At 68.9% G+C, this 25,698-nt stretch carries 26 protein-coding genes; 10 read left to right on the forward strand and 16 right to left on the reverse strand.

Features of this window, described 5'->3' with window-relative positions:
- Nucleotides 1-494: 494 nt before the first annotated feature.
- A complete protein-coding gene (locus tag ACFVYE_RS00005; protein WP_383975335.1) occupies nucleotides 495-1,136 on the reverse strand; it encodes a DNA-3-methyladenine glycosylase in 642 nt (213 codons plus the stop codon).
- A 73-nt stretch (nucleotides 1,137-1,209) separates the two neighbouring features.
- Here ACFVYE_RS00005 and ACFVYE_RS00010 point away from each other — a divergent pair, with 73 nt between their 5' ends.
- The 3 genes from ACFVYE_RS00010 to ACFVYE_RS00020 all read left to right on the forward strand — a co-directional run bounded on the left by ACFVYE_RS00010 (nucleotide 1,210) and on the right by ACFVYE_RS00020 (nucleotide 3,239).
- Nucleotides 1,210-1,992 (forward strand): sporulation protein, encoded by a 783-nt coding sequence (locus ACFVYE_RS00010; protein ID WP_327275987.1) that lies wholly within the window; start codon nucleotides 1,210-1,212, stop codon nucleotides 1,990-1,992.
- Nucleotides 1,993-2,044: 52 nt separating this feature from the next.
- Nucleotides 2,045-2,575, forward strand: coding sequence for a YbhB/YbcL family Raf kinase inhibitor-like protein (locus ACFVYE_RS00015; RefSeq protein WP_383975338.1), 531 nt, complete (start codon nucleotides 2,045-2,047; stop codon nucleotides 2,573-2,575).
- 157 nt (nucleotides 2,576-2,732) lie between these two features.
- On the forward strand, nucleotides 2,733-3,239 hold the full coding sequence (locus tag ACFVYE_RS00020) for an HNH endonuclease (protein ID WP_093895792.1): 507 nt from the start codon (nucleotides 2,733-2,735) through the stop codon (nucleotides 3,237-3,239).
- A gap of 61 nt (nucleotides 3,240-3,300) precedes the next feature.
- Here the strand turns inward: ACFVYE_RS00020 and ACFVYE_RS00025 are convergent, their stop codons facing one another.
- The 4 genes from ACFVYE_RS00025 to ACFVYE_RS00040 all read right to left on the reverse strand — a co-directional run bounded on the left by ACFVYE_RS00025 (nucleotide 3,301) and on the right by ACFVYE_RS00040 (nucleotide 6,522).
- Complete coding sequence (locus tag ACFVYE_RS00025) at nucleotides 3,301-4,068, reverse strand: sulfite exporter TauE/SafE family protein (RefSeq protein ID WP_383975342.1); 768 nt, start codon at nucleotides 4,066-4,068, stop codon at nucleotides 3,301-3,303.
- Nucleotides 4,069-4,130: 62 nt separating this feature from the next.
- Nucleotides 4,131-5,060 (reverse strand): SPFH domain-containing protein, encoded by a 930-nt coding sequence (locus ACFVYE_RS00030; RefSeq protein WP_093895790.1) that lies wholly within the window; start codon nucleotides 5,058-5,060, stop codon nucleotides 4,131-4,133.
- A 146-nt stretch (nucleotides 5,061-5,206) separates the two neighbouring features.
- Nucleotides 5,207-5,635: an NfeD family protein gene (locus ACFVYE_RS00035; RefSeq protein ID WP_383975346.1), complete on the reverse strand. Its 429-nt coding sequence runs from the start codon at nucleotides 5,633-5,635 to the stop codon at nucleotides 5,207-5,209.
- 89 nt (nucleotides 5,636-5,724) lie between these two features.
- Nucleotides 5,725-6,522: an ABC transporter ATP-binding protein gene (locus tag ACFVYE_RS00040; RefSeq protein WP_383975349.1), complete on the reverse strand. Its 798-nt coding sequence runs from the start codon at nucleotides 6,520-6,522 to the stop codon at nucleotides 5,725-5,727.
- A 143-nt stretch (nucleotides 6,523-6,665) separates the two neighbouring features.
- On the opposite strand from ACFVYE_RS00040, the gene ACFVYE_RS00045 reads away from it, so the two are divergent.
- Complete coding sequence (locus ACFVYE_RS00045; protein ID WP_383975352.1) at nucleotides 6,666-7,445, forward strand: hypothetical protein; 780 nt, start codon at nucleotides 6,666-6,668, stop codon at nucleotides 7,443-7,445.
- Between the two features lie 143 nt (nucleotides 7,446-7,588).
- Here ACFVYE_RS00045 and ACFVYE_RS00050 read toward each other — a convergent pair whose 3' ends face one another.
- The 3 genes from ACFVYE_RS00050 to ACFVYE_RS00060 all read right to left on the reverse strand — a co-directional run bounded on the left by ACFVYE_RS00050 (nucleotide 7,589) and on the right by ACFVYE_RS00060 (nucleotide 9,765).
- Nucleotides 7,589-7,837, reverse strand: coding sequence for a chaplin (locus ACFVYE_RS00050; protein ID WP_383975355.1), 249 nt, complete (start codon nucleotides 7,835-7,837; stop codon nucleotides 7,589-7,591).
- Nucleotides 7,838-7,982: 145 nt separating this feature from the next.
- Entirely contained in the window at nucleotides 7,983-8,627 is a 645-nt protein-coding gene (locus ACFVYE_RS00055; protein ID WP_383975357.1) for a response regulator, read from the reverse strand.
- Nucleotides 8,620-9,765: a GAF domain-containing sensor histidine kinase gene (locus ACFVYE_RS00060; protein WP_383975360.1), complete on the reverse strand. Its 1,146-nt coding sequence runs from the start codon at nucleotides 9,763-9,765 to the stop codon at nucleotides 8,620-8,622. The genes ACFVYE_RS00055 and ACFVYE_RS00060 overlap by 8 nt, the downstream gene beginning before the upstream one ends.
- Before the next feature lie 853 nt (nucleotides 9,766-10,618).
- Here ACFVYE_RS00060 and ACFVYE_RS00065 point away from each other — a divergent pair.
- Nucleotides 10,619-11,404, forward strand: a complete 786-nt coding sequence (locus ACFVYE_RS00065; RefSeq protein ID WP_383975362.1) for a transglycosylase SLT domain-containing protein — start codon at nucleotides 10,619-10,621, stop codon at nucleotides 11,402-11,404.
- A gap of 96 nt (nucleotides 11,405-11,500) precedes the next feature.
- Here ACFVYE_RS00065 and ACFVYE_RS00070 read toward each other — a convergent pair whose 3' ends face one another.
- Nucleotides 11,501-14,104 (reverse strand): FHA domain-containing protein, encoded by a 2,604-nt coding sequence (locus ACFVYE_RS00070; protein WP_383975365.1) that lies wholly within the window; start codon nucleotides 14,102-14,104, stop codon nucleotides 11,501-11,503.
- A gap of 387 nt (nucleotides 14,105-14,491) precedes the next feature.
- On the opposite strand from ACFVYE_RS00070, the gene serB reads away from it, so the two are divergent.
- On the forward strand, nucleotides 14,492-15,748 hold the full coding sequence (gene serB, locus ACFVYE_RS00075) for a phosphoserine phosphatase SerB (RefSeq protein ID WP_389603350.1): 1,257 nt from the start codon (nucleotides 14,492-14,494) through the stop codon (nucleotides 15,746-15,748).
- A gap of 103 nt (nucleotides 15,749-15,851) precedes the next feature.
- Here serB and ACFVYE_RS00080 read toward each other — a convergent pair whose 3' ends face one another.
- From ACFVYE_RS00080 to ACFVYE_RS00095, 4 genes are all read right to left on the reverse strand, one after another.
- Complete coding sequence (locus tag ACFVYE_RS00080) at nucleotides 15,852-16,370, reverse strand: histidine phosphatase family protein (protein ID WP_093895780.1); 519 nt, start codon at nucleotides 16,368-16,370, stop codon at nucleotides 15,852-15,854.
- A gap of 74 nt (nucleotides 16,371-16,444) precedes the next feature.
- Nucleotides 16,445-16,651 carry a hypothetical protein gene (locus ACFVYE_RS00085; protein WP_383979368.1) on the reverse strand — a complete coding sequence of 69 codons (207 nt, stop codon included), beginning with the start codon at nucleotides 16,649-16,651 and terminating at the stop codon, nucleotides 16,445-16,447.
- A 151-nt stretch (nucleotides 16,652-16,802) separates the two neighbouring features.
- A complete protein-coding gene (locus ACFVYE_RS00090; protein WP_266365722.1) occupies nucleotides 16,803-16,913 on the reverse strand; it encodes an SGM_5486 family transporter-associated protein in 111 nt (36 codons plus the stop codon).
- A 26-nt stretch (nucleotides 16,914-16,939) separates the two neighbouring features.
- Nucleotides 16,940-18,253: a CynX/NimT family MFS transporter gene (locus ACFVYE_RS00095; protein WP_383979371.1), complete on the reverse strand. Its 1,314-nt coding sequence runs from the start codon at nucleotides 18,251-18,253 to the stop codon at nucleotides 16,940-16,942.
- A gap of 128 nt (nucleotides 18,254-18,381) precedes the next feature.
- Between ACFVYE_RS00095 and ACFVYE_RS00100 the strand changes: the two genes are divergently transcribed.
- Entirely contained in the window at nucleotides 18,382-19,056 is a 675-nt protein-coding gene (locus ACFVYE_RS00100; protein ID WP_383979374.1) for a FadR/GntR family transcriptional regulator, read from the forward strand.
- A 47-nt stretch (nucleotides 19,057-19,103) separates the two neighbouring features.
- On the opposite strand, the gene ACFVYE_RS00105 is transcribed toward ACFVYE_RS00100, so the two are convergent.
- From ACFVYE_RS00105 to fabG, 3 genes are all read right to left on the reverse strand, one after another.
- The gene (locus ACFVYE_RS00105) at nucleotides 19,104-19,496 is read right to left on the reverse strand and encodes a hypothetical protein (RefSeq protein ID WP_383979377.1); all 393 of its coding nucleotides are present in this window, start codon (nucleotides 19,494-19,496) and stop codon (nucleotides 19,104-19,106) included.
- A 168-nt stretch (nucleotides 19,497-19,664) separates the two neighbouring features.
- Nucleotides 19,665-20,432 (reverse strand): enoyl-ACP reductase FabI, encoded by a 768-nt coding sequence (fabI, locus tag ACFVYE_RS00110; RefSeq protein WP_383977647.1) that lies wholly within the window; start codon nucleotides 20,430-20,432, stop codon nucleotides 19,665-19,667.
- Nucleotides 20,433-20,437: 5 nt separating this feature from the next.
- On the reverse strand, nucleotides 20,438-21,157 hold the full coding sequence (fabG, locus tag ACFVYE_RS00115) for a 3-oxoacyl-[acyl-carrier-protein] reductase (RefSeq protein WP_383977645.1): 720 nt from the start codon (nucleotides 21,155-21,157) through the stop codon (nucleotides 20,438-20,440).
- A 232-nt stretch (nucleotides 21,158-21,389) separates the two neighbouring features.
- Here fabG and ACFVYE_RS00120 point away from each other — a divergent pair, with 232 nt between their 5' ends.
- The 3 genes from ACFVYE_RS00120 to tyrS are packed head-to-tail and all read left to right on the forward strand — an operon-like array spanning nucleotide 21,390 to nucleotide 25,625.
- A complete protein-coding gene (locus ACFVYE_RS00120) occupies nucleotides 21,390-22,913 on the forward strand; it encodes a TldD/PmbA family protein (protein WP_383977642.1) in 1,524 nt (507 codons plus the stop codon).
- On the forward strand, nucleotides 22,910-24,304 hold the full coding sequence (locus ACFVYE_RS00125) for a metallopeptidase TldD-related protein (RefSeq protein ID WP_383977640.1): 1,395 nt from the start codon (nucleotides 22,910-22,912) through the stop codon (nucleotides 24,302-24,304). Before ACFVYE_RS00120 ends, ACFVYE_RS00125 begins: the two co-directional genes overlap by 4 nt.
- A 55-nt stretch (nucleotides 24,305-24,359) precedes the next feature.
- Nucleotides 24,360-25,625 carry a tyrosine--tRNA ligase gene (gene tyrS, locus ACFVYE_RS00130; RefSeq protein WP_383977637.1) on the forward strand — a complete coding sequence of 422 codons (1,266 nt, stop codon included), beginning with the start codon at nucleotides 24,360-24,362 and terminating at the stop codon, nucleotides 25,623-25,625.
- Nucleotides 25,626-25,698 lie beyond the last annotated feature (73 nt).

Consider the following 25,698-nt stretch of genomic DNA (forward strand, 5'->3'; position numbering starts at 1 on the left):
CAACATATCTGGCGTTGACTTTTGGCACGCTGTTGAGTTCTCAAGGAACGGACGCTTCCTTTGTACTCACCCTCTCGGGCTTTCCTCCGGGCTTTTCCCTTCGGTCTTGCGTTTCCGACTCTATCAGACTCTTTCGTGTCCGATTCCCGGTCGAAGCGGGGTTGCTTTCCAGTTCTTCGCTTTCGCGTTTCCCTTTCCGGCGGTTCCAACCTTACCAGATTCTTTTTCGTTCCGTTTCCGGTCCGAATTTGAATTCTGATGGCCTTTGGAGTGGCCTTGCCTTTCGGCGTGTCCACTACATTAACCGATTTCCTTGGCAGCTCATAATCGAGCCGATGGGGTCGAATTACGGCATGCCGAATTCGCACCCGTCAGGGTGATTCGTAGGTAGTGGTTGGCCGCTTCCGGATGCTCGGGGCGGTCCGATGGACCGTACCGACAGCAGTACCCGTTTCAAGCGGCTCGGACTACATTAGGCGGCCCCCAAGGGCGAGTCAAGTTGCGCGGCGGCGTGGCACATGCGCTCTGTAGGGGCTCACCGTGGGGTCTTCGTCGATCCAGAAGCGCCACGGGTGTGTGGCTCCGTCGCCGCCCACTCCGGTGCGCGGACCGTTGCGTACCTGGTCGCGGGGTGGTGGGGTGCCGTGCAGTACGGACAGCGGGGCGCCGGGGTGGGCGATGGCGTCGGTGCCGTTCAGTGCGCGGTCGACATCGAGAGCGGTGGCCAGTCGGGCCGGGCCTTTGGCCAGTTCCTTGTCATTACGGGCCGAGATTCGACGTTTACGAGTGAGGTCGGCGCCGACCTGGATGTCTCCGGCGCGGAGCAGGACACCGCTGGCCTTGCCCTCCGGGCCGCACACCAGGTTGAGGCAGTGCCACATGCCGTACGTGAAGTAGACGTACGCGTGGCCGGGTGGTCCGTACATGACGCTGTTGCGCGGGGTGCGGCCTCTGAATGCATGCGATCCGGGGTCGATCTCGCCGGCGTAGGCCTCCACCTCGGTGAGACGGAGTTCGATGGGGCCGTCGGGGGTGGTGCGCACCAGAGTCCGGCCCAGAAGGTCGGGTGCCACGTCCAGTACGGGGCGGTCGAAGAAGTCACGTGTCAGTGGCGTACGGTCCAAGCCCTCGATCATGGCGTTCGAGGTTACCGGGAACCGACTACGGTCGTGGCGCGTATCTAGGGGTCAGGACCAAGGAGGAGTAAACATGGGCTTCAAGCGGCTGCTCGCGAGCATGGGTGCCGGTGGTGCGTCGGTGGAGACCGAGCTGACCGAACTCAATGTCGTACCCGGCGGGGTCGTCCAGGGAGAGGTGCGGATCCAGGGCGGATCCGTGGATCAGCAGATCGAGGGGCTCTCCGTCGGTCTGCAGGCCCGGGTCGAGGTCGAGGGCCAGGACACGGAGATGAAGCAGGACATCGAGTTCACCAAGCTTCGGCTCGGTGGCGCGTTCGAGGTGCGGGCCGGTGCCGTGCACGTCGTACCGTTCGGGCTCGAGATTCCGTGGGAGACGCCGATCACGATGTTCGCCGGTCAGCATCTGCACGGCATGAACATCGGCGTGACCACGGAGCTGGAGATCGCGCGGGCGCTGGACTCGGGCGACCTGGACCCGATCAACGTGCACCCGCTCCCGGCCCAGCAGGCCATTCTCGACGCCTTCGGACAGCTCGGCTTCGGCTTCCGCAGTGCGGACATGGAGCGCGGCCACATTCGCGGTACGCGCCAGCGGCTGCCGTTCTACCAGGAGATCGAGTTCTTCCCACCGCAGCAGTACCGCGGGCTGAACCAGGTGGAGCTGACGTTCGTCGCGGACGACCGCGAGATGGACGTCGTCCTGGAGATGGACAAGAAGCCGGGGCTCTTCAGTGAGGGCAGCGACTCGTACCGCGCGTTCAAGGTCGGGCTGAACGACTTCCAGGGGACCGACTGGGCGGCTTACCTCAATCAGTGGCTCGCCCAGGTCGGCGGTCAGCGCAACTGGCTCTAGGGTCGGTGGGAGACCTGCTGACAGCAGTGGGGCGATCAGGAGAGGTGCTGACGTGACCGAGCCGAAGAGGGCGCCGCTGCCGCACGACTTCCATCCCGAGGTGCCGTCGTTCACGGTGGTGAGCGAGGATCTCGCGCCCGGGGCTGTGCTGGCGGATGCCCAGGTGTTCGCGGCCGGGAACACCTCGCCGCAGCTGCGGTGGGAGGGATTCCCGGATCGGACCAAGAGTTTCGCCGTGACCTGTTTCGATCCCGATGCTCCTACGGGCAGCGGATTCTGGCACTGGGTGCTCTTCGACATCCCGGTGTCGGTCACGGAGCTGCCGGCCGGTGCGGGCAGCGGGAAGTTCGAAGGCCTGCCGGCCGGTGCCGTACAGGTCCGTAACGACTACGGGTCGAAGGACTTCGGCGGTGCCGCGCCGCCGGCCGGTGAGAACCACCGCTATGTCTTCACCGTGTACGCGGTGGACAGCGAGAAGCTGGGTGTCGACAGTGATGTGTCGCCCGCGGTCGTCGGATTCAATCTGCGGTTCCACACGCTGGGCCGTGCTCAGCTGATCGGTGAGTACATGGGTCCCGCCTAGTACCCGGTGATCCGAGAGTTCCCCTGCTGTTTGCCCTGCCCTGGTCCTGGAGAGATCAGGGCAGGGCATTTTTTTATTGCGTTGTCCATCACGGCCTGCCCGGCCAGAGTTGATCCGGGCCTGCCAGGGGGCGGGCGGCACACGGGAGGTGGGCGAGATGCGGGACACGCTGGTACTGAACGCGAGCTTCGAGCCGCTGTCGACGGTGACGCTGAACCGTGCGGTGGTGCTGATTCTGCAGGACAAGGCTGTCGTCGAGCAGTCGCACCCCGATCTCCGTATGCGTGGCGCCGCCGTGGACATTCCGGTGCCCCGGGTGATCAGGCTCTGCCGGTACGTACGGGTGCCGTTCCGAAGACAGGCGCCGTGGTCCAGAAGGGGCGTGCTGATACGGGACCAGCACCGGTGCGCGTACTGCGGGCGGCGGGCGAGCACCGTCGACCATGTGGTGCCGCGTGCCCAGGGCGGTCAGGACACCTGGCTGAACACGGTGGCGTCCTGCGCCGAGGACAATCACCGCAAGGCGGCCCGGACGCCGGAGCAGGCGGGGATGCCGCTGCTGCGGCAGCCGTTCGTACCGTCTCCGGCGGAGGCGATGCTGCTGGCGCTGGGGGCCGGCGAGCGGTCGGCGCTGCCGGAGTGGCTGGACCGCACCGCGGCGTAGTCGACGTACGCATGTTGTCGTATTGGATGCCCGTCTCCTTGCGGAGGTGGGCATCCGTGTGTCAGCGGAGCAGCAGCTGGACGATGGCGACCGTGCCGACCGCGACGACGAGTATGCGCAGAACAATGGGGCTGAGGCGGCGGCCGATCTTGGCGCCGATCTGGCCACCGAGCGCGGAGCCGACCGCGATCAGTGCGACGGCCGTCCAGTCGAAGTCCGCGACGAAGAGGAAGAAGAGCGCGGCGATGCTGTTGACGACGGCAGCCAGGACGTTCTTCACGGCATTGAGACGCTGCATCGTGTCGTCGAGCAGCATGCCCATCAGGGAGAGGTAGATGATCCCCTGGGCGGCGGTGAAGTAGCCGCCGTAGACGCTGGCAAGCATCAGTCCGACGAAGAGGAGCGGGCCGCCGTCGGGGCGGGCGGGGGTGCCGGTGTGTTCGCGTCGGCGCTGGACCGCTTTGCTGATGCGTGGTTGCAGGATGACCAGGACGAGGGCCAGGGCCACCAGGATCGGCACGATCGTCTCGAAGGCCGTGGAGGGCAGGGCCAGCAGCAGGGTGGCCCCGGTGAGGCCGCCGATCAGGGCGCCGATGGCGAGCTTGAGGACGCGGCGGCCCTGTCCTGCGAGTTCCTCGCGGTAGCCGATGGCCCCGCTGATGGAACCGGGGATCAGACCGAGAGCGTTGGAGACGGTGGCCGTGACCGGGGGCAGGCCGGTGGCGAGCAGCACCGGGAAGGTGATCAGCGTTCCCGATCCGACGATCGTGTTGATCGTGCCGGCGCTGATGCCCGCGACGAAGACGGCGAGCATCTCCCAGGTGGTCATGGCGAATCCCCCGTGCATGATCGGTGCTTGGTGCACTGATCATGCACGAGGGCGTGTACGCGTCAGTCGACCGGGGGCTGCTCTCGGCGTTCCTTGCCGGTGTCGAATCCGGGGGCGCCGTTGCCGAGGTTGCCGAAGGCCCCGCTGAGGCCCTTGAGGGCGTCGCCGATCTCGCTGGGCACGATCCAGAGCTTGTTGGCGTCGCCCTCGGCGATCTTCGGGAGCATCTGGAGGTACTGGTACGAGAGAAGCTTCTGGTCCGGGTCGCCGGCGTGGATGGACTCGAAGACCGTACGGATGGCCTGGGCCTCGCCCTCGGCGCGCAGGGCCGAGGCCTTGGCCTCACCTTCGGCACGCAGGATCGCGGACTGCTTCTCGCCCTCGGCGGTGAGGATCGCGGACTGCCGGGTTCCTTCGGCCTGAAGGATCGCGGCGCGCTTGTCGCGGTCGGCGCGCATCTGCTTCTCCATCGAGTCCTGGATGGAGGTGGGCGGTTCGATCGCCTTGAGCTCGACGCGGTTGACGCGGATGCCCCACTTGCCGGTCGCCTCGTCGAGGACTCCGCGGAGGGCGGCGTTGATCTCCTCACGGGAGGTCAGGGTCCGCTCCAGGTCCATGCCACCGATGATGTTGCGAAGGGTGGTGACGGTGAGCTGTTCGATCGCCTGGATGTAGCTGGCGACTTCGTAGGTCGCGGCCCTTGCGTCGGTCACCTGGTAGTAGATGACGGTGTCGATGTTGACGACCAGGTTGTCCTGGGTGATCACCGGCTGGGGCGGGAACGGCACGACCTGTTCACGGAGGTCGATGCGGTTCCTGATGGAGTCGATGAATGGAACGACGATGTTCAGGCCTGCGTTGAGCGTGCGGGTGTAGCGGCCGAAGCGCTCCACGATGGCGGCGCTGGCCTGCGGGATGACCTGGATCGTCTTGATCAGGGCGATGAAGACGAGCACCACCAGAATGATCAGGACGATGATGATCGGTTGCATCGTGTTCCTCGTTGCCCTTCGGTTGCCGACGGATCGCGATGATCGAGGTCGAGATCGCGGGAGGGGCCGTATGCCTCGACGGCCCCGATCTCATGATGATCGACATCGAGTCTGACAGAACGCGCTCTGCTGTGCGGGTAGTTCGGTCACATGACGACTGCCGTAGCTCCGTCGATGTCGACGACATCGACCTGTTGGCCCGGATCGAAGCTCTGGCCCTCGTCGAGTGCACGGGCGGACCAGATCTCTCCGGCCAGCTTGATCCGGCCACCGCTGCCGTCGACCCGTTCCAGGACGACGGCCTGACGGCCTTTCAGCGCATCGATGCCGGTGGCGAGTTGGGGCCGGTCGTCACGGTGTCTGGCGGCGATCGGGCGGACCACGGCGATGAGGGCCACGGAGACCGCGACGAATACCAGTACTTGGGCCACGATACCGCCGCCGAGTGCCGCGACGACTGCCGCGGCGACCGCTCCGACGGCGAACATGCCGAACTCGGGCATCGCGGTCAGGACGAGCGGGATGCCCAGTCCCACCGCGCCGATCAGCCACCACACCCACGCGTCGATGTCCACGTGGTCATCGTAGGACTGCGGGTGCCCTCGCGGACAGGGCGCGGGCGGACGGCTGCGGCGTTGTGTCCGGAAGCGTCGTCCGGCTGCGGCTACGAGAGCGGCAGTCCGTGGGCCGTGTAGCGGTCGCCGGTGTGCTCGACGACGAGCGGCAGGCCGAAGCAGAGGGAGAGGTTGCGGGAGCTGAGCTCGGTCTCCATGGGGCCCGCGGCGAGCACCTTGCCCTGGCGGATCATCAGGACGTGGGTGAAGCCGGGGGCGATCTCCTCGACATGGTGGGTGACCATGATCATGGAGGGGGCGTACGGGTCGCGGGCCAGTCGGCCGAGGCGGCGGACCAGGTCCTCTCGGCCCCCGAGGTCGAGGCCCGCGGCGGGCTCGTCGAGGAGCAGCAGCTCGGGGTCGGTCATCATGGCGCGGGCGATCAGGGTGCGCTTGCGCTCGCCCTCGGACAGGGTGCCGAACTTGCGGTCGAGGTACTCGGTCATGCCGAGCCGGTCGAGGAAGGCGCGGGCGCGCTCCTCGTCGACGGCTTCGTAGTTCTCGTGCCAGGTGGCGGTCATGCCGTAGGCGGCGGTGAGCACCGTCTGCAGAACGGTCTGGCGCCTGGGCAGCTTCTCGGCCATGGCGACGCCCGCGATACCGATGCGCGGGCGGAGTTCGAAGACATCGGTGCCGACGCCGCCGAGCTGTTCACCGAGGATCTTGGCGGTGCCGGTGCTCGGGAAGAGGTAGCTGGACGCGATGTTGAGGAGGGTGGTCTTGCCGGCGCCGTTCGGGCCGAGGATGACCCAGCGCTCCCCCTCCTTGACCTGCCAGGAGACGTCGTCCACCAGAGCGCGTCCGTCGCGGACCACGGATACGTCCACCAGCTCCAGTACATCGCTCATGGCGCGTTGTCTCCCCATGCAGTGTCGAGATCGTCGCGTGCCTGTGGGCACAGCTCCCAGGGAAATCTACGCCACCGCAGGAGAGCTCCCGGCGCTGGGCCCGTGTGACGACAGGCCCCGGGTCCGTTCCCTAGGCTGTTCCCATGCTTTCGGAACCACGCTCAGGGCTGCTGGCCGCTTGGGGAAACGCACTGCTGGCCGGACTTGTGTCGCCGGACGACGCGGCGCTCGCCATTGTCGGGGAGGACGCGGTGCACCGCGTCGAGGGACTGCCGGGTGAGACGGGGCCTGTCGGGCTCACGCTGGCGCTCGGACGGTTGCGGGGTCTGGGGGTGACCGGTTTCCGGGTCGCGCTGCCGGCTCCCGGGCATCCGCTGGGACTGAGCGGGCCGCCGGACTTCAATGCGCGGGCGTTGGACGCCGAGGAGGCGGTGGTCGCGTTCGGTGCGCCGTACGGGCTGGTTCCCGAGGTGCGTGAGGTGGGCCCGGACGGGGATCTGCACGTCGAGGTGGTGTGGCGTTGTCTGCCGGTACGGGAGGCGCCGCCGGCCGATGTGCCGTCGCTGGGTGAGGCGGAGCGGGAGCTCGCGGAGGCGTTGCGGGATGCGACAGCGGTGCTGTCACGGTTGGATGTGGCCGGTTCCGGGCCGGTGGCGGAGGCGGCGGTGGATGCGTACCGGGCGCGGACGGAGCGGGGGCGCGAGGTACTGGCTCCGGGGTATCCGCCGCGGGCGGTGCGGGTGCTGGAGCTGGCGCAGCGGGTCGGGCTGTTGATCTCGGTGGCGTACGAGAACGGGCACGGCGGGGCGGTGAGCGCGTCGGAGATCTCGGCTCGGCAGGAGGCGCTGAGGCCGGTGGAGCGGGTGGCCCGGCGGGCGCAGGTTGCCGCGTACAACGCGTATGTGGAGGAGCGGGAACGATAGTCCTGGGCGAGATGCCTTGCTGCCCGGAGCCGTCCGGGAGCCGTTTCGTCCTCGATCGCCGGACGGATCGAGCGTGCCGGAGTGGGCTTCGGATGTCGCCGGGCGGGCTCGGTGCGCCCGGCGACACGGGACCGTGAGGTCGGTCAGCCGTTCAGGCCGAAGTTGCCGAAGGCCGGGTTGAGCAGGCCGATCACATTGACGGTGTTGCCGACCACGTTCGCCGGAATGTGCACCGGGACCTGGACGACGTTGCCGCTGACCACGCCCGGGGAGTGGGTCGCGGCACCGTGGGCGCCGGCGCCGTGGCCGGTGGCGGAGGCCGCGCCGGCACCGGCGGCGATGATTCCACCGGCGATCATGGTGACGGCTGCGGCCTTTTTCAGGTTCTTCACTTCAGGATCCTCCTAGCGTGGCTGCGGCCAGCCGCCGCAGCACCCTGGAGAACGCCTCGGGGTCGAACAGGTTGCGCCGTCCGGGTGACATACACCCGACAGTATGAATCTCGGTCCGGAGGGAGACAGTCCGCTTCGGTGCCGGTCAGCCCGCCGCCCCGTGCCGGACGGCCCAGAGAGCCGCCTGGGTCCGGTCCGAGAGATCCAGCTTCATCAGGATGTTCGAGACGTGTGTCTTGACGGTCTTCTCGGAGAGGACCAGTGCTCGCGCGATCTCGCGGTTGGACCGGCCGTCGGCGATCAGGCCCAGTACCTCTCGCTCCCGTTCGGTGAGGGTGCTTCCCCGGCCCGTACCGCCGCCCGCGTCGTCCTGGGCGAGCAGGGCTCCCGCGACCTCGGGCTGGAGCAGGACGTGGCCCGCGTACACCGAGCGGATGGCGCCGGCCAGGGCGTCCGGGTCGACGTCCTTGTATACGTAACCGGAAGCTCCGGCTCGCAGAGCGGGGACTACGGTGCGCTGCTCGGTGAAGCTGGTGACGATGAGGACCTTGGCCGGGTTCTCCAGCTCGCGGAGCTTGCGCAGGGCCTCGATCCCGTCGGTGCCGGGCATCTTGATGTCCATCAGGACGACGTCGGGGCGGAGCTCCTCGGTTCTGGCCACTCCCTCGGCGCCGTCGGACGCCTCGCCGACCACTTCTATGTCGTCCTGGACCTCCAGGAATGTACGCAGACCGCGGCGGACCACCTGGTGGTCGTCGACCAGCAGCACCCTGATGATCTTGTCAGCCACCGGGTACCTCCATCTCGATCGTGGTGCCCTTGCCGGGCGCCGATTCAACGGTGAGCCTTCCGCCGACACCGCTTGCGCGGTCCCGCATCGACACCAGGCCCAGGTGGCGGCCTGCCTGCCGGGTCGCTGTGGGTTCGAAGCCACTGCCGTCGTCGGTGATCCGCAGCAGCGTGCCGCTGCCGTGCCGGGCCAGGGTGACGTCGACGTGCTCGGCGCCCGAGTGGCGCAGTGCGTTGTGCAGGGCCTCCTGGGAGACCCGGAGCAGGGCTTCTTCCTGGGCGGCGGGCAGGGCCCGTACGCCCAGGCTCTCGAAGGTGACCCGGGCCGCGTGGGCACGGTCCAGGACCTGGATCTGGGTACGGAGTGTGGCAATGAGGCCGTCCTCGTCGAGCGCGGCCGGGCGCAGTTCGACGACGGCGGCGCGCAGCTCTTCCACGGCTTCCGCGGCGAGCGCGGCGACCTGGTGGAGCTCGCCCTTGGCGCGAGCCGGGTCGCGGTCCACCAGGGCGGTGGCGGCCTGGGCCGTCAGTCGCAGTGAGAAGAGCTTCTGGCTGACCGCGTCGTGCAGCTCATGGGCGAGCCGGGAGCGCTCCTCGGCGATGGTGAGCTCGCGACTGCGTTCGTACAGCCGGGCGTTGGTGAGGGCGATCGCCGCATGCTGCGCGAGGATCGACAGCAGTTCCTCGTCCTCGGCGGTGAAGCCGCAGCTGCCCTCGGGTTTGGGGCAGCGCTTGTTGGCGAGGAAGAGTGCGCCGATGATCTCGTCGCCGTCCCTGATGGGCAGGCCGATGAAGTCGGACATGTCGGGGTGGGCGGCGGGCCAGCCCTCGAAGCGGGGATCCTTGCGGACGTCGGCAAGTCGCTCGGGCTTCGCCTCGTGGAGCATCGCGGCGAGGATGCCGTGCTGCCGGGGCAGGGGACCGATGGCCTTCCACTGCTCGTCGCTGACGCCGTCGACGACGAACTGGGCGAAGCCGCCGTGGTCGTCGGGAACGCCCAGGGCGGCGTACTCGGCGTCCAGCAGCCGGCGGGCCGAGGCGACGATCGTCTTCAGGACATCACGCACTTCGAGATGCCGGCTCATGGCGAGCAGCGCGGCGCTCACCGCCGCGAGGCCCGACTGTGGGCGATGACTCATGGCCTCACCGTACCGGCGGGACTGGGACGCCGTATCCGCCTGTGGACGGTGCCGATCGGGACGCAGGGACTAGGTCCGGTCCAGGTCCTGTCGGCCCGGGCCGAAGTGCCTTGTGGCGCGACCGGTCACCGCCCGGCTCGTGCCCCGCTGACGCCGCACTCGGGGGGGCGTCGGCGCAAGGCGCACGAGCCGCCGTACCCGGAGCGTCTCGCGGAGCACCTGGGCGGACGGGCGATGGCGGGAGACGGGCAGGCGGATCGTCGCGGTCGGTACGACGGCGGCGCGGGCACTGGAGTCGTCGGCCGGGGCGGACGGGGTGTGCGGGCAGCCTCGGGGTGGACGGATCTGGTGGTGACACCGCAGCGGGGCGTGCGGGCGGCGGACGGTCCGCCGACCGGGCCGCACAAGCCTGAGGCCTCGCATCTGCCGATGCCGGCAGCGGTCGCGGGGCGGGATGCCCTGGCGTCCGGATCCGCCCGGGAGCTGCGCCATCGGTACCTCCGACATGAGTCCGAGGGTGTCCATCCACCGCTCCGAGAGCCGGAAGCTCACAATCTGAATTGCTGCAGCAACGGTTGGTGAGTTCGTTACACGGTCGATGTGAGGCCGGGCATAGGACCCACGTCACTTACGAAGCCGGCTAGTGGATACATAAGCGCCACATCAGTGGGCATGAGCGCGGACCGTCACGTTCGAGCGCGGCCGTGATCCACTATCCGGGGTCGTACGTCACACCTTTGCCACGGGATTTTGCTGGCGCTAAGAATTGCACTCGTCCCCGACGGAGATGCGAAAACACCGCTTCCCGTCTTCGTCCTCCGTGAGGACTCCCGCGATTCGTTAGAGGTCCTGTATGTCCGTGTCCAGCATCCCCGGCAGCCGTCGTCGCCTGAACAAGACCCAGAAGCTCTCCGTCGCGGGTATCTCCGCCATCGCTGTCGCATCGCTCTCGTTCTCGCTCGTCCCCGCCAATGCCGAAGGCAAGCCCGAGGCGCAGACCCCTGCGTCCGCCGCCCCCGTGGTCCTGGCATCGGTCGCCGGTACTCCGCAGGTCAAGGCCGTGCAGGCCAGTATCATCGAGCAGCACTCCACCGCCGAGAAGCTGGTGAAGGCCGCCGACCTCGCCAGGGCCAAGAAGGCCGCCGCCGTCAAGGCGAAGGCCCAGGCCGCCGCGAAGGCCAAGGCCGCCGCCGCTGCCGAGGTCAAGGCCCGTGCCGAGGCGAAGGCCGAGGCCGCCGCCCGGGTGAAGGCCAAGGCCGTCGCCGAGCGCACCGAGACGCAGGCCGCCAGCCGCTCCGCGGCCCGTACCCCGGTCTTCGCCAACAACCTGAACGGCTGGATCAACCAGGCCCTGGCCATCATGAAGGCCCACGGCATCCCCGGCTCGTACGACGGTCTGCACCGCAACATCATGCGGGAGTCCACCGGTAACCCGAACGCGGTCAACGGCTGGGACATCAACGCCCAGAACGGCACCCCGTCCTGCGGCCTGCTGCAGGTCATCCAGCCGACGTTCAACGCGTACCACGTCCCCGGCACCTCGACGAACATCTACGACCCGGTCGCCAACATCACCGCCGCGGCCAACTACGCCGCCGACCGTTACGGTTCGATCGACAACGTCAACAGCGCGTACTGATCGGCTCCGGACGTCCTCGGACGACATACGCACACGCCGAAGGGCGGCGCCCCGCATGGGGTGCCGCCCTTCGGCGTTCCGTGCCGGTGCCCGCGCCTACTTGCGCATGACCTCGGGCTCGTGGCGGCGCAGCAGTCGCGCGACCGCGACGCCGCAGATGATGCCGAGGAGCAGCAGCACCGAGATGTTCATCCCCCACTGACCGGCCGAGTGCTCCCACAGCGGGTCCAGGTCGGTCGGGTTCTTCGGGTCCCACGGCGCCATGAGGTGCGAGAGGTCGAGCGTCGTGCCCGCGCCGGCGATGGCCCAGCGGGACGGCATCAGCCAGGCGAACTGCTCCAGGCCGGGCGATCCGTACACCTGGAAGAGGATGCCGGTGAAGACGACCTGGACGATGGCGAACATGACCAGCAGCGGCATGGTCTTCTCTGCGGTCTTCACCAGTGAGGAGATCACCAGGCCGAACATCATCGAGGTGAAGCCGAGCACGATGATCGTCAGGCAGAGCTCGACGGCCGGCGGCATGATCAGGCCCTCTGCGGGCAGCTCGCGGGTCGCGAAGCCGATGCCGCAGATGATGACGCCCTGGATGGCCGTGATCACGCCGAGGACGATCACCTTGGACATCAGATAGGCGGAGCGGGACAGACCGGTGGCCCGTTCCCGTTCGTAGATGACGCGTTCTTTGATCAGTTCTCGTACGGAGTTGGCCGCACCGGAGAAGCACATGCCGACCGCGAGGATCAGCATGATCGTTCCGGCAGCTCCGTTGAACCGGGACGGCGGCTTCGGCGGGGCCAGGCCGAAGTCGGCCGGGATGACCACGCTGACGACGCCGAGCACGGCGGGCAGGATCACCATCAGGCCCATGAAGCCCTTGTCGGACGCGATCACCGAGACGTAGCGGCGCATCAGCGTCCACAGCTGGGCCGCCCAGCTCTGCGGCTTCGGCGGGCGCATCTGCTGCGGGGGCGGCATGTGTACGGACTGCGCGGCGACGGCGTCGATGTCTGCGGCGTACATCTGGTAGTGCTGCGAACCGCGCCAGCGGCCCGCCCAGTCGTAGTCGCGGTAGTTCTCGAACGCGGAGAAGACGTCGGCCCAGGTGGTGTAGCCGAAGAAGTTGAGCGCTTCCTCCGGCGGGCCGAAGTAGGCGACGGAACCGCCCGGCGCCATGACGAGCAGCTTGTCGCAGATCGCCAGCTCGGCGACGGAGTGCGTGACGACGAGGACCGTACGGCCGTCGTCGGCCAGGCCGCGCAGCAGCTGCATGACATCGCGGTCCATGCCCGGGTCGAGGCCGGAGGTCGGCTCGTCCAGGAAGATCAGCGACGGCTTGGTGAGCAGCTCCAGGGCCACGGAGACACGCTTGCGCTGGCCGCCGGAGAGCGAGGTGACCTTCTTGTCCTTGTGGATGTCGAGCTTGAGCTCGGCAAGGACCTCGAGGATCCGGGCCTGGCGCTCGGCCTCGGTGGTGTCCGCGGGGAAGCGGAGCTTGGCCGCGTACTTGAGGGCCTTGGTGACCGTGAGTTCCTTGTGCAGGATGTCGTCCTGCGGGACCAGACCGATGCGCTGGCGCAGTTCGGCGAACTGCTTGTACAGGTTCCGGTTGTCGTAGAGGACATCGCCCTGGTTGGCGGGCCGGTAGCCGGTGAGCGCCTTGAGCAGGGTGGACTTGCCGGATCCTGACGGGCCGATGACCGCGACGAGCGACTTCTCCGGGACGCCGAAGGAGACGTCCTTGAGGATCTGCTTCCCGCCGTCGACCGTCACCGTGAGGTGGCGGGCGGAGAAGGAGACCTCACCGGTGTCGACGAACTCTTCCAGCCGGTCGCCGACCAGGCGGAAGGTCGAGTGGCCGACGCCGACGATGTCGTTCGGGCCGATGAGCGCGGAGCCGGACTTGGAGAGCGGCTGGCCGTTGACGTAGGTGCCGTTGTGGGATCCGAGGTCACGGATCTCGAAGCGGCCGTCGGGCGTCGCGTGGAACTCGGCGTGGTGGCGCGAGACCTGGAGGTCGGAGACGACCAGTTCGTTCTCGAGCGCACGACCGATGCGCATGACGCGGCCGAGGGCCAGCTGGTGGAACGTGGTCGGACTGCGGTCGCCGTACACCGGCGGGGCCCCCGCGACACCGCCGGGCCCGCCCGCGTGGGGCGTCCTCGCCATGCCCTGCTGATGCGGGAACTGGGGCTGCTGGGGCTGCGCGGGCTGCTGTTGCGGCTGGACCTGAGGGGCCTGCTGCCAGCCCTGCTGCGGCTGTTGCTGCTGCGGCTGTTGCTGCTGCGGCGGAACGGGGGCCTGCTGGCCGGGCCAGCCGACGCCACCCTGCTGGGGCTGCTGGACGGGGGCCTGCTGCGCACCCGCACCCTGCCCGCTGTACACATCGGCGCCCGCTGCGGCGCCGATGCTCAGCCGCGGTCCGTCAGTGGCATTGCCCAGGTGCACGGCGGAGCCGGGCCCGATTTCCAGTTGATGGATCCGTCGGCCCTGCACATAGGTGCCGTTGGTGCTGCCGTGGTCCTCGATGAACCAACTGTGGCCCCCCCAGCTGATCGTGGCATGCCGCCACGACACCCTGGCGTCGTCGATCGTCAGGTCGCCCTGCGGATCGCGCCCAAGGGTGTACGACCTGGACGGATCGAGCGTCCAGGTCCTGCCATTCAATTCCAGTACGAGTTCCGGCACTCCGCGCCCCACTAGTTGTCCCCCGAGTTACCCCCATCACAGGGAGTCTAGGGATGCTGAACATCGTGGGGAACTATTCCAGGAGCAGTCCCCGATACGAAAGTCGGGCGAGGTGAAGACCCAGCCGAGACCTGCGTCGTTGTGCCGTCGAACCGGGAGGAACGGGCTCGGAGAGTGGCAAGTCCCATGAGTGCGCATGAGTGCGTGCGGATCGTGAGCGAACAGGCCGGCCCGAGGCATCCGGGTCCACTCGGATCCGCCCTCGGTCGCCGGGCGTGCCCGAGCGCATGCCGTCCGTCGCCTGCCTGTGCTCCGGGCGGGCGTACGGGGACGACGCGCTGTCCGGTCCTCGGGACGGGCCTCCGGCGCGATGAGGCGGACCGATACGGTGGGAGCACCATGAGCGCACCTCAGCCACCTCAGTCTTCCCCGTTTCCTGAGCCTCCTGAGTCCCGTCAGGGCACGGACACACCCACCCTTCTCGTGAAGATCTTCGGGAAGGACCGCCCCGGGATCACTGCCGGGCTCTTCGACACCCTCGCCGCCTACTCGGTCGATGTCGTCGACATCGAGCAGGTCGTCACCCGTGGCCGCATCGTCCTGTGCGTGCTGGTCACCGCCCCGACCGCGGGCGGCACCACCGAGGGCGACCTGCGGGCGACCGTGCACAGCTGGGCCGATTCGCTGAAGCTGCAGGCCGAGATCATCTCCGGTACGGGTGACAACCGGCCGCGCGGCTACGGACGCTCCCATGTGACGGTGCTCGGGCACCCGTTGACCGCGGAGTCGACCGCCGCCATAGCGGCCACGATCACCTCGACCGGCGGGAACATCGACCGGATCTTCCGGCTCGCGAAGTACCCGGTCACGGCAGTCGAGTTCGCGGTGTCCGGCACCGGGACCGAGGAGCTGCGGACGGCGCTGGCGACGGAGTCCGCCGGAATCGGTGTCGATGTGGCGGTGGTGTCGGCCGGGCTGAGCCGCCGGGCGCAGCGGCTGGTCGTCATGGACGTCGACTCGACGCTCATCCAGGACGAGGTCATCGAGCTCTTCGCCGCCCATGCCGGCTGCGAGGACAAGGTCGCCGAGGTCACCGAGCAGGCGATGCGCGGCGAGCTCGACTTCGAGCAGTCGCTGCACGCGCGGGTGGCGCTGCTGGCGGGGCTCGATGTGTCGGTGGTGGACAAGGTACGCGCCGAGGTGCGGCTGACGCCGGGCGCCCGCACCCTGATCCGTACGCTGAAGCGGCTCGGTTACCAAGTGGGCGTGGTTTCGGGCGGGTTCACCCAGGTCACCGACGATCTGAAGGAACGGCTCGGGCTCGACTTCGCCTCTGCCAACACCTTGGAAGTGGTCGACGGAAAGCTCACCGGACGGGTCGTCGGTGACATCGTCGACCGGGCCGGCAAGGCCCGGCTGCTGCGCAGTTTCGCCGCGCAGGCCGGGGTGCCGCTGGCACAGACCGTCGCGATCGGTGACGGTGCGAACGACCTCGACATGCTGAACACCGCCGGGCTCGGGGTGGCCTTCAACGCCAAGCCGGTGGTCCGCGAGGCCGCGCACACCGCGGTGAACGTACCGTTCCTGGACACGGTGCTGTACCTGCTCGGCATCACCCGCGAGGAGGTCGAGGCAGCCGACGGTCTCGTCGACTGACGCGTACCCGCGTACGAGCAGGGCCCCGGTCGTTTCCGTACCGGGGCCCTGCTCGTACGACAGCGGAAAACCGTACGGCAGCGGGAGCCGTACGACAGCGGGATCAGTCGTTGGGCGTCCAGTACTCGACCAGCTTGCCCACTCCGTGCTCCACGCCCTTCCAGGAACCGGAGAACTCGACGACGGCGAAGGCGGCGGTCGGGAAACCGCCGCGGTTCATCCGGGCCAGGGCGTCGCCCTCGGCCGATTCCGAGAGGGCGTCGGCGACGGCGTGCATACCGGGGTTGTGGCCGATCACCAGAAGGTCGTGCACATCGTCGGGGGTCTCGTTGATCAGGGCGATCAGTTCGCCGGGAGACGCCTCGTACAGTCGCTCCTCATACACGGTCCTGGGACGGTGCGGCATCTCGTGCACCGCCAGCTTCCACGTCTCGCGCGTCCTGACAGCGGTCGAGCAGAGGGCCAGATCGAGGACGATCCCGGAGTCGACGAGTTTGCGGCCTGCGACGGGGGCATCCTTGCGGCCGCGCTCCGCGAGCGGCCGCTCATGGTCGGAATCCTGCGACCATTCCGCCTTTGCATGCCTGAGAAGGACGATCCTGCGAGGTGTATCGACGCTCATACACCTCAGCTTCGCACGAAATGTGCCGCCCGGCGCAGGGTGTTGAAGGGCTCCTGCAGTGGGCGCGGGCGCCGTCAGCGGGTCATCAGGGTCATGATTCGCTCAAGCAACCGGCCGACCGCGGGGTCGGTCGTCGCCGCGTGCGCCTCGCCGGATCCCACGATCAACAGCAGGAGCGCGGCGAACGCGATCGCGGGCAGCGCGACGGCCCACCACGGCAGCCGGACCTCGACGCCGCCCGTGGCCGGATGGGTGGACCGGGTGTGCGTACGGGCCGACATGTCCGCCTCCGTGGGTCATCGGTTCTGATACCCAGAACCTACGGATGCGGGGGCGCCGGTCCCATCCGGTGACCCACCCACTCGACCCTGACCCTGGCCCCCTAGGGGATGGTGGTGCCAGCCCCACCATCGGCCGTCGGGGCCGCGCGGCTCAGGGGGATGCGACCGAGGCGATCACCGCGATGATCACGGTGACCAGCAGCATCGCCCCGAGCACGAGGAGGAGCTTCTTCTGACCGTTCTGGGGATTCGGGTCGAGCACAGGAGACATGGGCTCAGTCTCGCATCTCAGCATTCGTCCTCGATCGTCCGGTCCCGCCCGGCCAGGACTCCGGCCACCATCTGCGGCACCATGAGGCCCGCCATCAGTGCGATCGGCAGCCCCCAGCCACCGCTGTGCTGATGGAGCACGCCGACGAGCAGCGGGCCGGGGATCGAGATCAGATACCCGGTGGACTGTGCGAACGCGGACAGCCGTACCACTCCGGCGCCGCTGCGGGACCGCATGCCGATCATGGTCAGGGCGAGCGGGAAGGCGCAGTTCGAGATACCGAGGAGCAGCGCCCAGGCCCAGGCCCCGCCGGCCGGTGCGAGGTAGAGGCCCGCGTATCCGATGAGCCCGCAGCTGCCGAGGAGGACGACTATCGGGCCCTGGGTCTTCATCCGGGTGGCGACTCCAGGGATGACGAAGGCGAGCGGCACGCCCATCGCCATGGTCACGGCGAGCAGAACGCCCGCCGTACCGGCCGAGACCCCCGCGTCGCGGAAGATCTGCGGCATCCATCCCATGGTGATGTACGCGGCGGTGGCCTGCAGACCGAAGAAGCAGGCCAGGCCCCAGGCGGTACGGCTGCGGGTGATCCTGAGAGCCGGGACGTCCCGGTGGTGGGCGGCGGACTGCCCGGAGGTACCGCGCCGGTCCCGTACCAGCGGAATCCAGGGCAGGATCGCGGCGGCGGCGAGCACGGCCCAGATGCCGAGGCCCGCCTTCCAGCTGCCGCCCAGCGCATTGGTCATGGGCACGGTCACTGCGGCGGCGAGCGAGGTGCCGAGGGCCAGGGCCATCGAGTAGAGCCCGGTCATGGAGCCGACGCGGTCCGGGAACCAGCGCTTGACGATCACCGGCATCAGGACGTTGCTGACAGCGATGCCCATGAGGGCGAGGGCGCTCGCGGCGAGGAAGCCGGCCGTGCCGCCGACGAGGGGCCGGATCACCAGACCCGCCGTGATGGCGATCATGCCGGCGCAGACGACCGCGCCCGGGCCGAAGCGGCGGGCGAGGCGGGGCGCCATGATGCCGAAGACCGCGAAGCAGAGCGGCGGTACGGAGGTGAGGACACCGGCGACGCCGGCGCTCATGTGCAGCCCGTCCTGCACCTCTTCGAGGAGGGCGCCGAGGCTGGTGATGGCGGGGCGGAGGTTGAGCGCGGTGAGGACGAGCCCGACGGTGACCAGCCGGAGCAGCCACGGGGAAGGCCCGGCGGCGGCATGTGCCGTCTGCGGGGCCTGTGGGGCTTGCGGAGCCGGGGTTTTCGTGGGGGCGTCCGCCGTGATGGCGGGGCTCAGGGTCCGGGTCCGGTACTGGGTCTCGTCGTCGGGCATGAGACCCATCATAGAATCATGGGATGATTGATTGTCCAATCCTCCGAGAGCTCCTCTGAGACCATTCGCTGCAAGCAGAGCAACCCCCATCACCTCCCATCACCCCAGCAACCCGAGCAAGGAGCACCATGGCGCTGACGACTCCGCGGCGTTCGGCACTCGCCGACCAGGTGATTGCCCAGCTGAGGAATCAGATCTCCTCGGGCGAGTGGCCCGTGGGTTCACGCATTCCCACCGAGCCCGAGCTGGTGGAGCAGCTGGGGGTGGCCCGTAACACCGTCCGCGAGGCCGTGCGCGCGCTCGCACACAACGGCCTGCTCGACATCCGGCAGGGCTCGGGCACCTATGTCGTCGCCACCAGCGAACTGGCCGGGGTGATGCACCGCCGTTTCGCCTCCGCCGACCCTCGCCATGTCGCCGAGCTGCGCTCCACCCTGGAGTCGTCGGCGGCGCGGCTGGCCGCTGCCCGGCGCACCGAGCGGGATCTGAAGCAGCTGGACGCGCTCATGGCGCGCCGGGAGGAGACCTGGGCCGCGGGCGACGCCGAGGCGTTCGTCGCGGCGGACGCGACGCTGCATCTGGCCGTGGTCGCGGCCTCTCACAACGACGTGCTGACCGGCCTCTACGCCGACCTGGGCGATCTGCTGCGCGACTATCTCAGGGTCGATGTCGGTCATGAGCTGCGACCGGAGAACCACATGGACCACGGCCGGCTGGTCGAAGCGATCCGGGCGGGGGATGCGGAAACGGCGGCGGCCGAGGCCGCGAGTCATGCGCTGCGCTGTCTGGTGGACCGGGTCTAGTGCCGTGACCGGGCGGGGCGACGGGGCAAAGCCTGCCGGGAGGGGCACTAGGCCGGACGGCGTTGAAGCGCGTCCTGCACCCGGTGCGTGATCCAGACGGAGCCGATTTCCTTCCAGCAGCGGTCGTCGAGCCGCACGGTCTGTCCCGGTCCCACGTCGACCGGGGTGGCGTCCGCGTCTATGTCCCACCAGCGGCGGCATTCGGTGTGCAGCTGCACGCGGTCGGTGGAGGGGTACGGGTTGTGGCAGTAGGCGACGACCCGGGAGCCCCGGACCGACGTACGGCATTCGGATCCGGCGGGGTCGGGGCTCGGAGCGACGGGCGCGGACGCCCCGGCTCCTGCCCGCCCCGCCATGGATATGCCCAGGGGAGCGAGAAGTGCGGCGACGGCTATGGAGGCCGCCAGCAGTGCCCAGGTTCGGCGACGTGTGGAGCGCACAGCGACCTCCTCCCCGCAGCCTGACCAAAAGTCCGGTTCCACCACATTCTGCGGTGGATCGACCATCTTTTCGACTTGAGCGGGTCGGGGCCGGGCGCAGACGCACGACGGCCGCGTACCGCCTGATCGAAGGCGGTACGCGGCCGTGTCACAGCCTGTTGTGCGGGATCAGGCGCCCATCATGTGCACGCCGCCGTCGACGTGGATGATCTCGCCCGTGGTCTTCGGGAAGAAGTCCGAGAGCAGTGCGACGACACCGCGGCCGGCCGGCTCCGGGTCGGCCATGTTCCAGGCGAGCGGGGAGCGGGTGTTCCAGACGTCCGCGAGCTCCGAGAAGCCCGGGATGGACTTGGCGGCCATCGAGCCGATCGGGCCCGCCGAGATCAGGTTGCAGCGGATGTCGTCCTTGCCCAGGTCGCGGGCGAGGTAGCGGGAGGTGGCCTCCAGCGCGGCCTTGGCCGGGCCCATCCAGTCGTACTGCGGCCAGGCGAACTGTGCGTCGAAGGTGAGACCGACGATCGAGCCGCCCGCGCTCATCAGCGGCTTGCAGGCCATGGCGAGCGACTTCAGCGAGAACGCCGAGACGTGCATCGCGGTGGAGACGGACTCGAACGGGGTGTTCAGGAAGTTGCCGCCGAGCGCGTCCTGCGGCGCGAAGCCGATGGAGTGCACGACGCCGTCCAGCGAACCGAGCTCCTCACGGACCAGGCCTTCGAGCCGGTCCAGGTGCTCGGTGTTGGTCACATCCAGCTCGATGACCTTGGCCGGCTTCGGCAGCTTCTTGGCGATGCGCTCCGTCAGCGTGGGCCGGGGGAAGGCGGTCAGGATGACTTCGGCACCCTGCTCCTGGGCCACCTTGGCGGTGTGGAAGGCGATGGACGACTCCATCAGCACACCGGTGATGAGGATGCGCTTGCCGTCGAGAATTCCGCTCATGGTGATCAGTGACCCATGCCCAATCCGCCGTCAACGGGAATGACGGCTCCAGTGATGTACGACGCGTCGTCGGAAGCGAGGAAGCGCACTGCGGCGGCGATCTCCTCGGGCTGCGCGTAGCGGCCGAGCGGCACCTGGGACACGATGCCCTTGCGCTGCTCCTCGGTGAGCACCTGGGTCATGTCGGTGTCGACGAAGCCGGGTGCGACGACGTTGAAGGTGATGTTCCGCGAGCCGAGTTCACGGGCCAGCGACCGGGCGAAGCCGACCAGACCCGCCTTGGAGGCGGCGTAGTTCGCCTGCCCGGCCGAGCCGAGGAGCCCGACGACGGAGGAGATGAGGACGACGCGGCCCTTCTTGGCGCGCAGCATGCCGCGGTTGGCGCGCTTGACGACCCGGAAGGTGCCGGTGAGGTTGGTGTCGAGTACGGACGTGAAGTCGTCCTCGGACATCCGCATCAGCAACTGGTCCTTGGTGATACCGGCGTTGGCCACCAGCACCTCGACCGGACCGTGCTTCTCCTCGATTTCCTTGTAGGCCTGCTCCACCTGCTCGCTGTCGGTGATGTCGCACCGGACGGCCAGAACGCCCGCCTCGGTGAGGGCCTGGGGCGGCTCGCCCGAGCGGTACGTGATCGCGACCTTGTCGCCGTTTTCGGCGAAAGCGCGGGCGATGGCGAGGCCGATGCCCCGGTTTCCTCCGGTGACGAGAACCGAGCGGCTCAACGGATCACCCTTTCGATAGCGGTCTGGTACCTCGAAAACCTATCGGTACCACCCGCCTCACGGGGAATCGGCCCCTGACAGCGCCTCACCCCGGGCACTGTGGGGTTCCTACAGAGGTCCACCCTCCGGGTCGCACCGCGCCCGGCTGTGCGCAGGCAACGCCCGATAACCCCGGGTGCGGTCACCGTCCGGCGTGGTTCACTTCCGTGGTGTATCGAGAAGGGAATTCCCTGTGCCCCACGAGGTAGATCAGTCATTCCTGGCCCTGCCCCTGCGGGCCCTCGCCGACGCGGCGCTCGCCCGGGCCCGGGCGCTGGGCGCCGTCCATGCGGACTTCCGCTTCGAGCGGGTGCGCAGTGCGTCCTGGCGGCTGCGGGACGCCCGGCCCTCCGGGACTTCGGACACCACCGATCTCGGGTACGCGGTGCGTGTGGTGCACGGCGGGGCATGGGGGTTCGCGTCCGGCGTGGATCTGACCATGGACGCGGCGGCGAAGGTCGCGTCACAGGCGGTCGCCATGGCGAAGCTGTCGGCCAAGGTGATCGCGGCGGCCGGGTCCGACGAGCGGGTGGAGCTGGCGGACGAGCCGGCGCACGGTGAGCGGACCTGGGTCTCGGCGTACGACATCGACCCCTTCGACGTACCGGACGAGGAGAAGGCGGGGCTGCTCGCCGAGTGGAGCAGCCGACTCCTGGACGCCGAGGGCGTCGCGCATGTGGATGCCTCGCTGATGACCGTCCACGAGAACAAGTTCTATGCGGACACGGCGGGCACCGTCACCACCCAGCAGCGGGTGCGGCTGCACCCGCAGTTCACCGCGGTCGCCGTGGACGGGACCACCGGTGAGTTCGACTCGATGCGGACGATCGCCCCGCCGGTGGGCCGCGGCTGGGAGTACCTCACCGGGACCGGCTGGGACTGGGACGCCGAGCTTGAGCGGATCCCCGGGCTGCTGGCCGAGAAGATGCGGGCGCCGAGCGTCGAGGCGGGGACGTACGACCTGGTCGTCGACCCGTCCAATCTCTGGCTGACGATCCATGAGTCGATCGGCCACGCCACCGAACTGGACCGGGCGCTGGGGTACGAGGCGGCGTACGCCGGGACCTCGTTCGCCACCTTCGACCAGCTGGGGAAGCTGGCGTACGGCTCCCCCGTCATGAATGTGACGGGCGACCGCACCGCCGAGCACGGACTCGCGACCATCGGGTACGACGACGAGGGTGTCGAGGGCCAGTCCTGGGACCTGATCAAGGACGGGACGCTGGTCGGGTACCAGCTGGACCGGCGGATCGCGAAGCTGACGGGTCTGGGCCGTTCCAACGGCTGCGCGTACGCGGACTCGCCGGGCCATGTACCCGTGCAGCGGATGGCGAACGTGTCGTTGCAGCCGGATCCGGGCGGGCTGTCCACGGAGGATCTGATCGGCGGGGTGGAGCGCGGGATCTATGTGGTCGGTGACCGGTCCTGGTCGATCGACATGCAGCGCTACAACTTCCAGTTCACCGGGCAGCGGTTCTTCCGCATCGAGAACGGCAGGCTGGCCGGGCAGCTGCGCGATGTCGCGTATCAGGCCACGACGACGGACTTCTGGGGCTCGATGGAGAAGGTCGGCGGCCCGCAGACGTATGTCCTGGGCGGCGCCTTCAACTGCGGCAAGGCCCAGCCCGGCCAGGTCGCGGCCGTCTCGCACGGCTGCCCCTCCGCCCTCTTCCGGGGCGTGAACATCCTCAATACGACGCAGGAGGCCGGACGATGAGCCGCGTCAGCAAGCCGCACGAGATCGTCGAGCGGGCGCTCGAACTGTCCACCGCCGACGGCTGTGTCGTCATCGCCGACGAGGAGTCGTCCGCGAATCTGCGCTGGGCCGGCAATGCGCTCACCACGAACGGGGTGACGCGGGGGCGGACCCTGACCGTCATCGCGACCGTCGACGGTGCGCAGGGCACCGCGTCCGGGGTGGTGTCGCGGTCCGCAGTCACCGCCGATGACCTGGAACCGCTGGTGCGGGCCGCCGAGGCCGCCGCGCGCGGGGCCGGTCCGGCGGAGGACGCGCAGCCGCTGGTCGGCGGGGTGCCCTCGTCGCCCGATTTCACGGACACGCCGGCCGAGACGGGCTCGGACGTCTTCGCGGAGTTCGCCCCGGCACTCGGCGACGCCTTCGCCCGTGCCCGCTCCGGTGGCCGTGAGCTGTACGGCTTCGCCCACCACCAGCTGACCTCGACGTACCTCGGTACGTCCACAGGGCTGCGGCTGCGCCACGACCAGCCGAACGGGACGCTGGAGCTCAACGCCAAGTCCCCCGACCGGACCCGTTCGACCTGGGCGGGCCGCTCCACGCGCGACTTCAAGGATGTCGATCCGGCCGAGCTCGACGCCGAGCTGGCGCAGCGGCTGCGCTGGGCGGAACGCCGTATCGAGCTGCCCGCCGGGCGGTACGAGACGCTGCTGCCGCCGACCGCCGTGGCCGATCTGCTGATCTACCAGCTGTGGTCGTCGACGGCACGGGACGCCGCGGAGGGCCGGACGGTGTTCTCCAAGCCGGGCGGTGGGACGAGGATCGGCGAGACCCTGTCCGAGCTGCCGCTGTCGCTGCGCAGCGACCCGCACGCACCGGGCCTGGAGTCGGCGCCGTTCGTGATCGCCCATGCCTCGGGGGACGGCGCTTCCGTCTTCGACAACGGTCTGCCGCTGACGTCGACCGACTGGATCCGGGACGGCAGGCTGGAGCATCTGACGACCACCCGGCACACGGCCGGGCTGACCGGGCTGCCGGTCGCGCCGGCGATCGACAACCTGGTGCTGGAGGGCGGCGGGGAGCAGTCGCTGGAGGAGATGGTGGCCGCGACGACCGGCCGCGGGCTGCTGCTGACCTGCATGTGGTACATCCGGGAGGTCGATCCGGCGACACTCCTGCTGACCGGGCTGACCCGCGACGGGGTGTATCTCGTCGAGGGCGGCGAGGTCGTCGGCGAGGTGAACAACTTCCGGTTCAACGAGTCGCCGGTGGATCTGCTCTCGCGGGCCACGGAAGCGGGCCGTACGGAGAAGACGCTGCCGCGCGAGTGGGGCGACTGGTTCACCCGGGCCGCCATGCCCGCGTTGCGGATCCCGGACTTCAACATGAGCTCGGTGAGCCTGGGCGTGTGACCCGCCTAGACTGACTGTTGCCTTTCGATACACGTAGCTGAGGAGACACGGAACCGTGACGGACATCGTCGACGAGCTGAAGTGGCGTGGGCTGTTCGCCCAGTCCACTGATGAGGACGCACTGCGCAAGGCTCTCGCGGACGGTCCCGTCACGTTCTATTGCGGCTACGACCCCACCGCGGCGAGTCTGCACGTCGGCCATCTGGTGCAGGTGCTCACCATGCGCCGGCTCCAGCAGGCCGGTCTGCGGCCGCTCGCCCTGGTGGGCGGGGCCACCGGTCAGATCGGTGACCCGAGGCCGACCGCCGAGCGCACGCTGAACGACCCGGAGACGGTCGCCAACTGGGTGTCGCGGCTGCGGTCCCAGATCGAGCCGTTCCTGTCCTTCGAGGGCGAGAACGCGGCAGTCATGGTCAATAACCTGGACTGGACCGCGGGCATGTCGGCGATCGAGTTCCTCCGGGACATCGGCAAGCACTTCCGCGTCAACAAGATGCTGACCAAGGACTCCATCGCCCGGCGGCTGGAGTCCGACGAGGGCATCAGCTACACCGAGTTCAGCTACCAGCTGCTGCAGAGCATGGACTACCTGGAGCTGTACCGGCGCTACGGCTGCACCCTCCAGCAGGGCGGCAGCGACCAGTGGGGCAACCTCACCGCGGGCCTCGACCTGATCCACCGCCTGGAGCCGGGCGCCGAGGTGCACGCGCTGGCGACCCCGCTGATGACGAAGGCGGACGGGACCAAATTCGGCAAGTCCGAGAGCGGGGCCGTCTGGCTCGACCCGGTGATGACGACGCCGTACGCGTTCTACCAGTTCTGGCTGAACGTGGACGACCGGGACATCTCCCGGTACATGCGCATCCTCAGTTTCCGGAGCCCGGCGGAGCTGGCGGAGCTGGAAAAGGTCACCGAGGAGCGTCCGCAGGCCCGGACGGCGCAGCGCGCGCTGGCCGAGGAGCTGACGACGCTGGTGCACGGCGCCGACCAGTGCGCTGCGGTCATCGCGGCGTCGAAGGCGCTCTTCGGCCAGGGTGAGCTCGGCGAGCTGGACGAGGCGACGCTGAGCGCCGCACTGTCCGAGGTGCCGCATGCGCAGGTCACGGAGCTCGGCCCACTGGTGGACCTCCTGGTGGAGGTCGGCCTGGCTCCGAGCAAGTCGGGCGCCCGCCGCACGGTGAAGGAGGGCGGTGCGTACGTGAACAACGTCAAGGTCACGGACGGCGAGAGCGCACCGGCCCGCGAGGAGCTGCTGCACGGGCGCTGGCTGGTGCTGCGCCGGGGCAAGAAGAACCTCGCAGCCGTCGAGGTCACCGGCTGATCCCTGAACGTCGGCACTGCGGCCGGGCACGCGTGACGCGTGCCCGGCCGCAGTGCGTGTGGCCCGGTGGCCC

It is taken from the genome of Streptomyces sp. NPDC058239, assembly GCF_042882185.1.
GTDB lineage: Bacteria > Actinomycetota > Actinomycetes > Streptomycetales > Streptomycetaceae > Streptomyces.

Coding starts and splice junctions, on each gene's coding strand:
- ACFVYE_RS00005 (WP_383975335.1), bottom strand. CDS start 1,136: ATGATCGAGGGCTTGGACCGTACGCCACTGACACGTGACTTCTTCGAC.
- ACFVYE_RS00010 (WP_327275987.1), top strand. CDS start 1,210: ATGGGCTTCAAGCGGCTGCTCGCGAGCATGGGTGCCGGTGGTGCGTCG.
- ACFVYE_RS00020 (WP_093895792.1), top strand. CDS start 2,733: ATGCGGGACACGCTGGTACTGAACGCGAGCTTCGAGCCGCTGTCGACG.
- ACFVYE_RS00025 (WP_383975342.1), bottom strand. CDS start 4,068: ATGACCACCTGGGAGATGCTCGCCGTCTTCGTCGCGGGCATCAGCGCC.
- ACFVYE_RS00030 (WP_093895790.1), bottom strand. CDS start 5,060: ATGCAACCGATCATCATCGTCCTGATCATTCTGGTGGTGCTCGTCTTC.
- ACFVYE_RS00040 (WP_383975349.1), bottom strand. CDS start 6,522: ATGAGCGATGTACTGGAGCTGGTGGACGTATCCGTGGTCCGCGACGGA.
- ACFVYE_RS00045 (WP_383975352.1), top strand. CDS start 6,666: ATGCTTTCGGAACCACGCTCAGGGCTGCTGGCCGCTTGGGGAAACGCA.
- ACFVYE_RS00060 (WP_383975360.1), bottom strand. CDS start 9,765: ATGAGTCATCGCCCACAGTCGGGCCTCGCGGCGGTGAGCGCCGCGCTG.
- ACFVYE_RS00065 (WP_383975362.1), top strand. CDS start 10,619: ATGTCCGTGTCCAGCATCCCCGGCAGCCGTCGTCGCCTGAACAAGACC.
- serB (WP_389603350.1), top strand. CDS start 14,492: ATGAGCGCACCTCAGCCACCTCAGTCTTCCCCGTTTCCTGAGCCTCCT.
- ACFVYE_RS00080 (WP_093895780.1), bottom strand. CDS start 16,370: ATGAGCGTCGATACACCTCGCAGGATCGTCCTTCTCAGGCATGCAAAG.
- ACFVYE_RS00085 (WP_383979368.1), bottom strand. CDS start 16,651: ATGTCGGCCCGTACGCACACCCGGTCCACCCATCCGGCCACGGGCGGC.
- ACFVYE_RS00095 (WP_383979371.1), bottom strand. CDS start 18,253: ATGCCCGACGACGAGACCCAGTACCGGACCCGGACCCTGAGCCCCGCC.
- ACFVYE_RS00100 (WP_383979374.1), top strand. CDS start 18,382: ATGGCGCTGACGACTCCGCGGCGTTCGGCACTCGCCGACCAGGTGATT.
- fabI (WP_383977647.1), bottom strand. CDS start 20,432: ATGAGCGGAATTCTCGACGGCAAGCGCATCCTCATCACCGGTGTGCTG.
- ACFVYE_RS00125 (WP_383977640.1), top strand. CDS start 22,910: ATGAGCCGCGTCAGCAAGCCGCACGAGATCGTCGAGCGGGCGCTCGAA.